This is a genomic window from Pseudomonas sp. UBA5568 (assembly GCF_002425525.1).
Lineage (GTDB): Bacteria > Pseudomonadota > Gammaproteobacteria > Pseudomonadales > Pseudomonadaceae > Aquipseudomonas > Aquipseudomonas fulva.
Window position 1 is genome coordinate 43,756 of sequence record NZ_DIMK01000043.1, and the last position, 12,388, is coordinate 56,143.

The 12,388-nt window shown below is 60.5% G+C and carries 10 protein-coding genes; 3 read left to right on the forward strand and 7 right to left on the reverse strand.

All coding sequences use genetic code 11. The features are described 5' to 3' along the window. Positions 1–93: 93 nt before the first annotated feature. From B2S33_RS13505 to B2S33_RS13525, 5 genes are all read right to left on the reverse strand, one after another. The gene (locus tag B2S33_RS13505; protein WP_027914067.1) at positions 94–666 is read right to left on the reverse strand and encodes a lipocalin family protein; all 573 of its coding nucleotides are present in this window, start codon (positions 664–666) and stop codon (positions 94–96) included. Next, positions 663–917: an outer membrane protein assembly factor BamE domain-containing protein gene (gene bamE, locus B2S33_RS13510; protein WP_027914068.1), complete on the reverse strand. Its 255-nt coding sequence runs from the start codon at positions 915–917 to the stop codon at positions 663–665. The genes B2S33_RS13505 and bamE overlap by 4 nt, the downstream gene beginning before the upstream one ends. 290 nt (positions 918–1,207) lie before the next feature. Beyond that, complete coding sequence (locus B2S33_RS13515; RefSeq protein ID WP_288650478.1) at positions 1,208–1,804, reverse strand: DUF924 family protein; 597 nt, start codon at positions 1,802–1,804, stop codon at positions 1,208–1,210. A 3-nt stretch (positions 1,805–1,807) separates the two neighbouring features. Continuing rightward, positions 1,808–2,818: a class 1 fructose-bisphosphatase gene (locus B2S33_RS13520; protein ID WP_023532920.1), complete on the reverse strand. Its 1,011-nt coding sequence runs from the start codon at positions 2,816–2,818 to the stop codon at positions 1,808–1,810. A gap of 242 nt (positions 2,819–3,060) precedes the next feature. Further along, positions 3,061–5,511: a glycogen/starch/alpha-glucan phosphorylase gene (locus B2S33_RS13525; RefSeq protein WP_288650479.1), complete on the reverse strand. Its 2,451-nt coding sequence runs from the start codon at positions 5,509–5,511 to the stop codon at positions 3,061–3,063. A 185-nt stretch (positions 5,512–5,696) separates the two neighbouring features. On the opposite strand from B2S33_RS13525, the gene B2S33_RS13530 reads away from it, so the two are divergent. Beyond that, the gene (locus tag B2S33_RS13530; protein WP_016712459.1) at positions 5,697–6,101 is read left to right on the forward strand and encodes a YkgJ family cysteine cluster protein; all 405 of its coding nucleotides are present in this window, start codon (positions 5,697–5,699) and stop codon (positions 6,099–6,101) included. 140 nt (positions 6,102–6,241) lie between these two features. Here B2S33_RS13530 and typA read toward each other — a convergent pair whose 3' ends face one another. Both typA and thiI read right to left on the reverse strand, forming a co-directional pair. Beyond that, entirely contained in the window at positions 6,242–8,062 is a 1,821-nt protein-coding gene (gene typA, locus B2S33_RS13535; protein ID WP_023532979.1) for a translational GTPase TypA, read from the reverse strand. 126 nt (positions 8,063–8,188) lie between these two features. Further along, the gene (gene thiI, locus B2S33_RS13540) at positions 8,189–9,643 is read right to left on the reverse strand and encodes a tRNA uracil 4-sulfurtransferase ThiI (RefSeq protein WP_027914071.1); all 1,455 of its coding nucleotides are present in this window, start codon (positions 9,641–9,643) and stop codon (positions 8,189–8,191) included. A gap of 469 nt (positions 9,644–10,112) precedes the next feature. On the opposite strand from thiI, the gene glnA reads away from it, so the two are divergent. Both glnA and B2S33_RS13550 read left to right on the forward strand, forming a co-directional pair. Continuing rightward, positions 10,113–11,519 carry a type I glutamate--ammonia ligase gene (gene glnA, locus B2S33_RS13545; protein WP_023532915.1) on the forward strand — a complete coding sequence of 469 codons (1,407 nt, stop codon included), beginning with the start codon at positions 10,113–10,115 and terminating at the stop codon, positions 11,517–11,519. Between the two features lie 153 nt (positions 11,520–11,672). Further along, a complete protein-coding gene (locus B2S33_RS13550) occupies positions 11,673–12,215 on the forward strand; it encodes a chorismate mutase (RefSeq protein ID WP_140174844.1) in 543 nt (180 codons plus the stop codon). Positions 12,216–12,388 lie beyond the last annotated feature (173 nt).

The window sequence follows — 12,388 nt, forward strand, 5'->3', positions numbered from 1 at the left end:
CCGCTTAGCGGCGGCCGCGATTCGAGCTGAGGCGCTACAGCAGGCCCCGGGTAGGCATGACGTTCGCTTCCGCCCACCACGCCTGCAACCCACTCAGTGCATCTTGACGATCTGCTGGTCGGAAGCTCGCCAGATCAACCGGCTGGTGTCGTAGCCCTGCTGGCGGGCCTTGGCCAGCAAGTGTTCGCGCTCCCAGGCCGGCAAGCTGGGCGTGCGTGACAGAATCCACAAGTACTTGCGGTCCGGGCTGCCGACAACCGCGGTGCGGTAGCGCTCGTCCACATACAAGATCCAGTATTCGCCCCTGGCTACGCCAGGGACCAGCCGTGTGAACCAGTTGTCGAATTCCACCCACAGCCTGTCGGTATGCCCTGGCGCCTCGATGTAGGCACGGCCTTCGGCACGCAGCCACTCGTCACCCAGGGTGCGGCAGCGGTTCAGCAAACCGAATGACCCGTCGGGTTTGAGGTTGTAATGGGCCTCCGACTGTTCGCAGCCGGCCTGATAGCGCATGGGCAAGCGTGCAAGCTCGTACCACTTGCCCTGGTAACGCTTGAGATCCACCTGCCCCGCGGTCTTCGGTGCAAGCGGGTCGTTCATCGACCCCGCGCACCCGCCGAGCAAGAGGGTCAGGCACAGGCCCAACAGTAGACCGGCAGCCCTCATTTGAGACCCTGCCCCGAATACATCAAGACCTTGTCCGACGCGTACTGCACGCTGATGAAGCTCCGCTCGTCCCCCCACGTGCAACTGCTCATGCCCAAGGCGCCAGAACACTCGGTCGGCGTGCCGAGCAATTGCTCGACCTCGGCCTTGCTCATGCCGGCTTTGAGTTTGGAATAGTTTTCCTGATTGATCTTGCTGCAGGCGGCGAGCACGACACACAGCGACAACAGGGCGAGGGAACGCAACGACATGAAGACACTCCTGAACGAGGGAGCAGGCGAGTGGCCTGCAGTGCCCTTCGACGGGAAAATGCCTCCCAGGTTCCCTGTTGGACCTGCCCAAGACCGCTACCGCTGATCGGGAAAATGGCTTATTCGAATGAGCCGCCCGGGGCTTGGTGTGTTCAATATGGGGTTTTACGTGCCTGGGCCGGGTCTGAAACAGCAGACACTAATGGGGCCGCTGTGCGGCCCCAATGGTGTCAAGTCAATCGCATTAGCCCATGGAGGGCGGCCTCAGTCATTGGACGTAGGGCGCTGCTTCAGAACCTGGAACCCGGCTCGAGCAGAAAATCCATCTCTTCACTGGTACTGGGCCTGTCCAGCACGAGGTTGCGGTGCGGGAACCGGCCAAACCGCTCGATTACCCGCTGGTGTTGCTGGGCATAATCCAGGAAGCCTTCGAACAACCGACGGTTGGCTTCAGGTTGCTCGTCAAGCAGCACCTGGTAGCGCTCGACGGACATGTTCTGCCAGTCCAGCACTTCGGCATGCTCGAGCACCAGCAGCACGAATACCCGCTGGATCGGGAGCAACTGATAATCCCAGTCCTTCTGCAACCCCTGAAGGGCGACCACTTGCGCACGCCGATCACCCTCGAACGCACGTGGCGTGTCGCGGTAGATCATGCGTGGCAGCTGATCGAGCAGTAGCAGAAGCCCAAGCCAGCCCTGAGGGCTCTGCTGCCACTCGTCGAGCCCACCTCCCAAGGCCTGGTCGACAAGCTCACCGAACAGCGCCTGGGCCTCGGCGTCGTGATGCTTGCCGAACCATTGGGCGCTCTTCTCGTCAGCCACGGCCTGGGCGCTGGTGCCCCAACCGAACCACCATTCCAGCAAAGGCTGCCAAGGTGCGAGCATGACTTACTCCTTGTGGTAGGCGGTGACGCGCTCAACCTCTTCCTTCGAGCCCAGGATCACCGACACACGCTGGTGCAGGCTCTCTGGCTGAATGTCGAGGATGCGGTCGTAGCCGTTGGTGGACGCGCCACCGGCCTGTTCGATGATGAACGACATCGGGTTGGCTTCGTACATCAGGCGCAGCTTGCCCGGCTTGCTCGGCTCACGGGCATCGCGCGGGTACATGAACAGGCCGCCACGGGTGAGGATACGGTGTACGTCGGCCACCATCGAGGCGATCCAACGCATGTTGTAGTTCTTTTTCAGCGGGCCGGTCTCGCCTGCCAGCAGCTCGCCCACGTAGCGCTGTACCGGGGCTTCCCAGTGACGCTGGTTGGACATGTTGATGGCGAATTCGGCGGTGGTTTCCGGAATGCTGATGTTCTCGTGGGTCAGCACGAAGCTACCCAGTTCGCGGTCCAGGGTGAAGCCCTTGACGCCGTTGCCCAGGGTCAGAATCAGCATGGTCTGCGGGCCATAGATGGCGTAGCCGGCCGCAACCTGCTCGGTGCCCGGCTGCAGGAAGGCATTTTCGTTCAGGGTTTCGTTCTGGCTCAGGTACTCGTTAGGGCAACGCAGTACCGAGAAGATGGTACCGACCGACACGTTGACGTCGATGTTGGAGGAGCCGTCGAGCGGGTCGAAGACCAGCAGGTAGGCACCTTTGGGGTAGCGACCCGGAATCTGGTAGGCGTTGTCCATTTCCTCGGACGCCATGCCGGCCAGGTGACCGCCCCATTCGTTGGCTTCGAGCAGGATGTCGTTGGAGATGACGTCCAGCTTCTTCTGGACTTCGCCCTGGACGTTTTCGGTGCCCATGCTGCCCAGCACACCGCCAAGGGCGCCCTTGGACACGTGATGGCTGATTTCCTTGCACGCACGCGCCACCACTTCGATCAGGAAGCGCAGATCGGCAGGGGTATTGTTGCTGCGGGTCTGCTCAATCAGATAGCGACTCAGGGTAACGCGGGACATGTATGGCTCCAACAGGATTGGGGATGGAAAACCCACGCAGTTTACAGGGAGAGCGGCGGGCTAGCGAGCGATGAGACTCGCCACGGCTGTCAGACGGCACAATGGATCGGGAGTTCAGCGCTCGCCAGGCCGACGGTCGGCACAGGGCTGCCCGGCCCCATGCTGGCGCCGGGCGGCCTGTGATCGCTGCTGCTGGCAACGTCGACGAGCCAGGTGGCGGTGCCCACCTGGCCTGCCCTGTGTCAGTCCAGCGCCTTCCAGATCTCGGTCGCGTACTCGCGGATGGTCCTGTCCGACGAGAACCAGCCCATGCGTGCCGTGTTCAGCACTGCCATACGCCACCACTGCTGCGGCTTGTGCCACAGGTCTTCCACCCGCTGCTGAGCGTCCCAGTAGGCATCGAAATCGGCACAGACCATGAAGCGGTCGTAGCCAATCAGGCCATCGATCAGACCGGTGTAACGCGAAGGGTCGTCCGAGGAAAACACACCACTGCGGATGGCCTGCAACACGTCGTTCAAGCGCCCGGAGGCCGCGATGGCAGCCGAGGCGCCGAAATCGCCGGCGCGCTTGCGCGCTTCCACTTGCTGCGCCGTCAAGCCGAAGATGAACATGTTGTCGGGGCCGACCTGCTCGCTCATCTCCACGTTCGCGCCATCGAGGGTGCCGATGGTCAGGGCGCCATTGAGGCCGAACTTCATGTTGCTGGTACCCGAGGCCTCGTAGCCGGCCGTGGATATCTGCTCGGAAAGGTCCGCCGCCGGGATGATGCTTTCGGCCAGGCTTACGTTGTAATTGGGCAGGAACACGACCTTGAGCAGGCCGCGCACGGTGGGATCGTTGTTGACCACCCGGGCGATGTCGTTGGTCAGCTTGATGATGAGTTTGGCCTGATGGTAGCTGGCCGCTGCCTTGCCCGCGAAGATCTTGACCCGGGGTACCCAGTGCGTACCCGGGTCGTGGCGAATAGCCTGGTACAACGCTACGGTGTGCAGCAGGTTGAGCAGTTGCCGCTTGTACTCGTGGATGCGCTTGACCTGCACGTCGAACATCGCTTCCGGGTTCACCGTAACGCCCACGCGATCCTGGATGATGCTCGCCAATGCACGCTTGCTGTGCAGCCGCTGCGCTGCGAACTGCTTGCAGAAACTGGCTTTGTCGGCGAACGGAACCAGCCCGGTCAGCAGGCGCTCAGGGTCGTCCAGCAGCTCGGGGCCCAATGCCTCCACCAGCATGCCGGTCAGTTGGGGGTTGGACTGATAGAGCCAGCGGCGGAAGGTGATGCCGTTGGTCTTGTTGTTGATCCGCTGGGGGTACAGCTTGTGCAGCTCGGAAAAGACCGTGCTCTTCATCAACTGGCTGTGCAGCGCCGATACGCCATTGACGCTGTGTGAGCCAAGGAACGCCAGGTTGCCCATGCGCACCCGCCGGCCGTTGTCTTCTTCGATCAAGGACACGGCACGCAGCAGGTCGAAATCATGCATGCCTTTGGCACGCAACGAATCGATATGGTAGGCGTTGATCAGGTAGATGATCTGCATGTGCCTGGGCAGCATGCGCTCCATCAGGGCCACCGGCCAGGTTTCCAGGGCCTCGGGCAGCAAGGTGTGGTTGGTGTAGGCCAAGGTGCCCACGGTCACTTCCCAGGCGGTGTCCCAGGGGATTTGATGTTCGTCGACCAGCAATCGCATCAGCTCGGCCACGGCGATGGAGGGGTGGGTATCGTTGAGCTGGATAGCCGCCGCGTCGGGCAGGTTGAGCAAGCTGTCATGCATGTTCAGGTGCCGACGCAGCAGGTCTTGCAGCGATGCCGACACGAAGAAATACTCCTGGCGCAGGCGCAGCTCCTGGCCAGCCTCGGTACTGTCGGCCGGATACAGTACGCGGGAGATGCTTTCGGCGCGCGCCACCTCGGCAACCGCGCCCAGGTGGTCCCCTGCGTTGAAGCGCTCCAGGTGCAGTTCCTCCAGCGCCCGTGCACGCCACAGGCGCAAGGTATTGACGCTGGAGCCTCTCCAGCCAACGACCGGCGTGTCGTACGCCACCGCCCGGACGGTTTCGCTGGGAGACCACACCTGGCGCTGGTTGCCATGCGTGTCGCTGACCGTTTCGACGCTGCCACCAAAACTGATGGGGTAGATGACTTCGGCCCGCTCGAATTCCCATGGGTTGCCGAAATCCAGCCAGTTTTCCGTCTGTTCCTGCTGCCAACCGTCCACCATGGCCTGCCGGAACAGCCCGTGCTCGTAGCGGATACCGTAACCATGCGCGGCAATGCCCAGCGTTGACATGCTTTCCATGAAGCACGCTGCCAACCGGCCCAAACCGCCGTTGCCCAGCGCCGCGTCGGGCTCAAGCAAGCGAATGCGCTCCAGGTCCACGTTCAGGCCATCCAGCGCGTCGCGCGCGATGTCCAGCAAGCCCAGGTTGCTCAGGCTGTCATACAGCAGCCGACCGATCAGGAACTCCAGGGAGAGGTAATACACCCGCTTCTGACTGCGTCGGTAGGATTGCCGGGTATGGTCCATCCAGTGATCGACCATATGGTCGCGCGCAGCCAGGGCGATGGCTTCGAACCAGTCATGGTCGAAAGCATGCTCCGGGTCCTTGCCGACGGCATAGGTAAGTTTATCCAGCACTGCAGCGCGAAAATCCGCGACTTCAGCGTCACGCGCTTTGGGTTCCTGGGACATGCGTCATCCTCGGGGCAAATGGACAAGAGCAGAAAGCAAATGTTGAGCCTAGACGCTTCGACCGGCCGCAATCACCAGTGTTCGAGTATTTGCGTGGCCGCATGCAACCGGTCATAAAATTGTTCATAAATTGAGCAATTCCGGTATCATCGCGCGCCCTATACCGTGATCCGCCTCATAAAACGATGAAAACGACCCTGATCGCCGCTGCCGAAGTCGACCGCCTGGAGACTTGGCAGCGCTATGCCAGCCACATGTGCGGCGGCTGCCATTCAACTTGCTGCACCTTGCCGGTGGAGGTCAAGATCAAGGACCTGATCCGCATCGGCGTGGTGGATGAATTCGAAAAAGACGAGCCGCCTAAAAACGTGGCCAAGCGTTTGCAGAAAGAAGGCATCATCGAGCGCTTCAACCAGAAGTCGGGCATCTTCACCCTGACGCGCATGAGCAACGACGATTGCATGTACCTGGATCGTAAGAGCCGCCTGTGCACCATTTATGACAAGCGCCCCGACACCTGCCGCAACCATCCGAAGGTCGGGCCACGGCCGGGGTATTGTGCGTACAAGCCGAAGGTGGTTGGGCGCTAAGACCCAATGGGGTCGATAACCTGTCGGTATTTGCATACCGCTGGAGCCTAGCTGGCCACCGACAGGACAACGAGTCGCCAGACAAACAAAAACGCCCCCGGCCTTTCGACCGGGGGCGTTTTCATTCAGCCTGAGCTAACTCAGTTCTTGGCTTTCTTGGCAGCGCGGGTACGCTCGCCTTCGTCCAGGATCTTTTTGCGCAGACGGATCGACTTCGGCGTGACTTCGCACAGCTCGTCGTCCTGGATGAATTCCAGGGCCTGTTCCAGGGTGTGACGCACTGGCGGTACCAGGGCGATGACTTCGTCTTTGCCCGAAGCACGCATGTTGTCGAGCTTCTTGCCTTTGGTCGGGTTCACACCCAGGTCGTTGTCGCGGCTGTTCAGGCCGATGATCTGACCACCGTAGATTTCCTGACCGTGCTCGACGAACAGCTTGCCGCGCGCTTGCAGGGTTTCCAGGGAGTAGGTCAGGGCCTTGCCGGTTTCGACCGACACCAGTACACCGTTCAGACGGCCGGACATCTGGCCCGACTTCATGGTGTCGTAGCGATCGAAGATCGAGGTCAGGATGCCTGCACCGTTGGTCAGGGTCAGGAACTGGTTACGGAAGCCGATCAGGCCACGGGCCGGGATGTTGTACTCAAGGCGCACACGGCCCTTGCCATCCGGAACCATGTTGGTCAGGTCGCCCTTACGCAGGCCCATCTCTTCCATGACCTTGCCCTGGGATTCTTCAGGGATGTCGATGGTGACGTTTTCGAACGGCTCTTGCTTGACGCCGTCGACTTCACGAATGATCACTTCCGGACGGCCCACGGCCATCTCGAAGCCTTCGCGACGCATGGTTTCGATCAGCACCGACAGGTGCAGCTCGCCACGGCCCGATACCTTGAACTTGTCAGGAGAATCGGTTTCCTGAACGCGCAGGGCTACGTTGTACAGCAGTTCCTTGTCCAGACGGTCCTTGATGTTCCGGCTGGTGACGAACTTGCCTTCCTTGCCGCAGAACGGCGAGTCGTTGACCTGGAAGGTCATGGACACGGTTGGCTCGTCAACGGTCAGTGGCTTCATCGCTTCGACGGCGGTTGGGTCGCACAGGGTGTCGGAGATGAACAGCTCGTCGAAACCGCTGATGCAGACGATGTCGCCAGCCTGGGCTTCTTCAACGTCGACGCGGTGCAGACCGTGGTGGCCCATCAGCTTGAGGATACGGCCGTTACGCTTCTTGCCATTGGTGTCGATGGCGACAACCGGGGTGTTCGGCTTGACGCGACCACGGGCGATGCGGCCAACGCCGATCACACCCAGGAAGCTGTTGTAGTCCAGTGCCGAGATTTGCATCTGGAACGGGCCGTCACGGTCAACCGAAGGCGCAGGTACGTTGTCGATGATCGACTGGTACAGCGGGGTCATGTCTTCGGCCATGTCGGTGTGGTCCAGGCCGGCAATGCCGTTCAGGGCCGAGGCGTAGACGACTTTGAAGTCCAGCTGCTCATCGGTGGCGCCCAGGTTGTCGAACAGATCGAAGATCTGGTCCAGAACCCAGTCAGGACGCGCGCCCGGGCGGTCGACCTTGTTGATGACCACGATTGGCTTGAGGCCAGCTTCGAAGGCCTTCTTGGTCACGAAGCGGGTCTGTGGCATCGGGCCGTCCTGGGCATCGACCAGCAGCAGCACGGAGTCGACCATCGACATCACACGCTCAACCTCGCCACCGAAGTCGGCGTGGCCGGGGGTGTCGACGATGTTGATGTGGTAGCCGTTCCAGTTGATGGCGGTGTTCTTCGCCAGAATGGTGATGCCGCGCTCTTTTTCCTGGTCGTTGGAGTCCATCACGCGCTCGTCGTTGAGCTCGTTACGCTCGAGCGTGCCCGACTGGCGCAGGAGTTTGTCTACCAGGGTGGTTTTGCCATGGTCAACGTGGGCGATGATGGCGATGTTACGCAGATTTTCGATCACAACTGTATCTCGATCAGAGGATTCGGTTGCCGCCAGTGTAGGCGGCGAATAAGTACGTTTGAGGCTCAGCGGGCCCGCAGGTCGGGAGGGCGATGGCGGATGCTGCCGCCATACAGCCCTGGCGTCTTATGCCGGACGATAAACACGCACATTGGCATGTCCCTCACTGAGCAGGTGGTGTGCGTGCAGACGGCTCATCACACCTTTGTCGCAATACAGCAAGTACTGGCGCGTGGGGTCCAGGTGCTTGAACTTGCTGTTGATGGCATAGAACGGAAGCGCCTGGACTTCGATACCGTCGATCGCCAGAGGCTCGTCCTCCTGGGCGTCGGGGTGGCGGATATCGATGACGATCTGGCCCGGCAATGCCTCGGCCACTTCTTCGATCTCGATGTCCTTGCCCAGCTCATCGATCACATGGTCGATGGAGATGAACTTGGCGCGCTCGATGGCGCGCTCGAGTACCTGCATCTCGAACTGCTTTTCTTCGTGCTCCATGCGGTGACGCTTGGCATGGGTAGTCGGGTTCACCGAAATCACGCCGCAGTATTCGGGCATGTGCTTGGCGAAATCGGCGGTACCGATGGCGTTGGCCTGGTCGATGATGTCCTGCTTGTGGGTCGCCAGCAGAGGGCGCAGCACCAGCTTGTCGGTGGCCGAGTCGATGATCGACAGGTTCGGCAGGGTCTGGCTGGATACCTGGGATATGGCTTCGCCAGTCACCAGCGCGTCGATCTCAAGGCGCTCGGCCATTCGCGCCGCGGCACGGAGCATCATGCGCTTGAGGGTGACGCCCATGTAGCTGTTGTCGACCTTGTTGAGGATCTCGCCGACCACTTCCTCGAAGGGTACGCTGATGAACAGCACGCGCTGGCTGCTGCCGTACTTCTTCCAAAGGAAGTGTGCCACTTCCATCACGCCCAGTTCGTGGGCACGTCCGCCGAGGTTGAAGAAGCAGAAGTGCGTCATCAGGCCGCGACGCATCATCTGGTAGGCGGCCACGGTAGAGTCGAACCCGCCGGACATCAGGACCAGGGTCTGCTCCAGGGCGCCCAGCGGGTAGCCGCCAATCCCTTGGTGCTGGTTGTGGATCACGAACAGGCGCTGGTTGCGGATTTCGATGCGTACCAGCACTTCCGGGTTCTTCAACGTGATGCCGGCCGCACCGCACTGCTGGCGCAGCTGGCTGCCCACGTAGCGGTCGACGTCCATCGACGTGAAGTCGTGGTGCCCACCGCGCTTGCAACGCACCGCAAAGTGCTTGCCGGCCAGCAGGTGGCCGAAGTGCTGCTTGCACTTGGCGACGATGTCGTCGAAGTCGCCCAGGGGGTACTCCTCGACCTGCAGGAAGTGGGTAATACCCGGTGTACAGGTCAGGCGCTCGACGATCTCGCGCTGAACCTTCTCGTCCTCGATGCGGGTGATTACCTCGAGGTTGTCCCAGACACCATCGACCACGAGCTCAGGATCCAGATCCTTGAGCACGTTGCGGATGTTCTTGGCGAGCTGACGGATGAAGCGCTTGCGCACCGGCCGGCTCTTGATGGTGATCTCTGGGAAGACTTTGACGATAAGTTTCATTGGTTTACAGCGCGCGCAGGGCCTGCCGAAAATGAGGGGCGCGAATTATATCGGAAATTGCTCAGGATTTGACCAACTTTTGAGCAGAAGCTTGCAGAAAAATGCAGGAAGCCAACTTCAGACACCGCGCGTCGGGGCTTGAAGGCGGTATCCGCGATCTTGGACAGACGGCCCATTGCATCCAGTCGGCCTCATACGTCGAGTACGATCCCATTCAACGCCATTCGACCCAATGCACCTTATTGGTGCGACAATTAAAAAAATCGCATCGTAAGGGTGCACATTTCTCCCTGCAGCCCCAGCCAGATGCCCACAAACGCCCCCTTCTGTCCCGGCCTCGCCATTTTCGGGCACTGGCATGCAATTTGCTCCCTTGTGAGGCAGGTAAGCTTGGCCGACTATCCGCGCCCGGCAACACCCTTTTTCCAGGGCGGCGGCCAACCGTGCCCTAGACCATCCGGAGGACAACATGTCGAAGTCGGTTCAGCTCATCAAAGATCATGACGTCAAGTGGATTGATCTGCGTTTCACGGACACCAAAGGTACTCAGCACCACGTGACCATGCCGGCGCGTGATGCGTTGGACGAAGACTTCTTCGAAGTCGGCAAGATGTTCGACGGCTCCTCCATCGCTGGCTGGAAAGGCATCGAAGCCTCCGACATGATCCTGATGCCGGTAGACGAGACTGCCGTTCTGGACCCGTTCACCGAAGAGCCGACGCTGATCATCACCTGTGACATCGTCGACCCGTCGAGCATGCAGGGCTACGACCGTGACCCACGTGCGATCGCCAAGCGCGCCGAGGAATACCTCAAGAGCACTGGCATCGGTGACACCGTGTTCGCCGGCCCGGAGCCTGAGTTCTTCATCTTCGACGAAGTGAAGTTCCAGTCGGACATCTCCGGCTCGATGTTCAAGATCTTCTCCGAGCAAGGCTCGTGGATGACCGGTGCCGATATCGAAGGCGGCAACAAAGGCCACCGCCCAGGCGTCAAAGGTGGCTACTTCCCAGTACCGCCATTCGACCACGACCACGAAATCCGTACTGCCATGTGCAACGCACTGGAAGAGATGGGCCAGCTGGTCGAAGTGCACCACCATGAAGTGGCCACTGCCGGCCAGAACGAAATCGGCGTCAAGTTCAACACCCTGGTGAAGAAGGCCGACGAAGTCCAGGCCCTCAAGTACGTCGTGCACAACGTTGCCGACGCCTACGGCCGCACCGCTACCTTCATGCCGAAGCCGCTGTACGGCGACAACGGCTCGGGTATGCACGTGCACATGTCGATCTGGAAAGACGGCAAGAACACCTTCGCAGGTGAAGGCTATGCCGGCCTGTCCGACACCGCCCTGTACTTCATCGGCGGCATCATCAAGCACGGCAAGGCCCTGAACGGCTTCACCAACCCGTCGACCAACTCGTACAAGCGTCTGGTCCCAGGTTTCGAGGCACCCGTGATGCTGGCCTACTCGGCACGCAACCGTTCGGCTTCGATCCGTATCCCTTATGTCGGCAGCCCGAAAGCCCGCCGTATCGAGGCGCGCTTCCCAGACCCATCGGCTAACCCGTACCTGGCCTTCGCGGCCTTGCTGATGGCTGGCCTGGACGGCATCCAGAACAAGATCCACCCAGGCGATGCAGCCGACAAAAACCTGTATGACCTGCCGCCTGAAGAGGCCAAGGACATCCCACAGGTGTGCGGCAGCCTGAAGGAAGCCCTGGAAGAGCTGGACAAGGGCCGTGCGTTCCTGACCAAGGGCGGCGTGTTCTCCGATGATTTCATCGACGCGTTCATCGAGCTCAAGAGCGAAGAAGAAATCAAGGTCCGTACCTTCGTCCATCCGCTGGAATACGAGCTGTACTACAGCTGCTGATCTGATCGGCGCCTGGCGCCGATGACTGGATCGAAACGGCCTCCCTTGGGAGGCCGTTTGCGTTTTGGACTTCAGGCATTTCGGAAGTTACCTACCTCGGTGCGTTGCCCATCCCTCTCAGAATCAGACCTCCACCCCTAGGAGGCACCCTGTATGCGCAATCGACTGCTTTGTCTGTTTACAGCGTTCAGCTTGACTGGCTGCACTGCTGCTGCACCGCAACACCCTGCTCTTGAGCCGTTGTTAGCTACCATTGAGCAGCGCCTGGCCATTGCGCAGGCCGTTGCCTTGCACAAGTGGGACAAAGGGCAACCCGTGCAAGCCACTGAACGCGAGCAAGAGGTCCTGATGCGCGTGCAGGTGGCTGCACCTGTGTTTGGCCTGGCCCCGCACGATACCGAAGCCTTTTTTGCCGACCAGATGGAAGCCAACAAGCTTGTGCAGTACACCCTGCTGCACCAATGGCGCTTGGCAGGACAAGCGCCGCACCACCTGCGGGAGGACCTGCAAACGGTCATTCGCCCGCAGCTGGACAGGCTCGAAAGTCAATTGCTTGAACAGCTTGCGGCATTCAGGCGTCAGGACGGGCGGGCCTGTGCGCAGCGCGTGGCTAGCGCTATTGCAAGCCGGCCAAATGCACCGCTGATGAAGCAGGGCATGATCAGGGCAACTGGCCAGCTTTGCGATCCCTCGTAAAAGCCCTATGCTCCAAAATGGTGCAGCAATTTCCTGGTTGCACCGTTATTTATTCCAAAATGAAGCACCTGAAACGTTAATGCAGCGTCTTCTGGTGCGAATCTGGGCGAAAAGTTACAGGATCCTGTCGAATCTGCCTCTTTTCGGCGCCTTGGTTTGTTTCTTGCATTTCC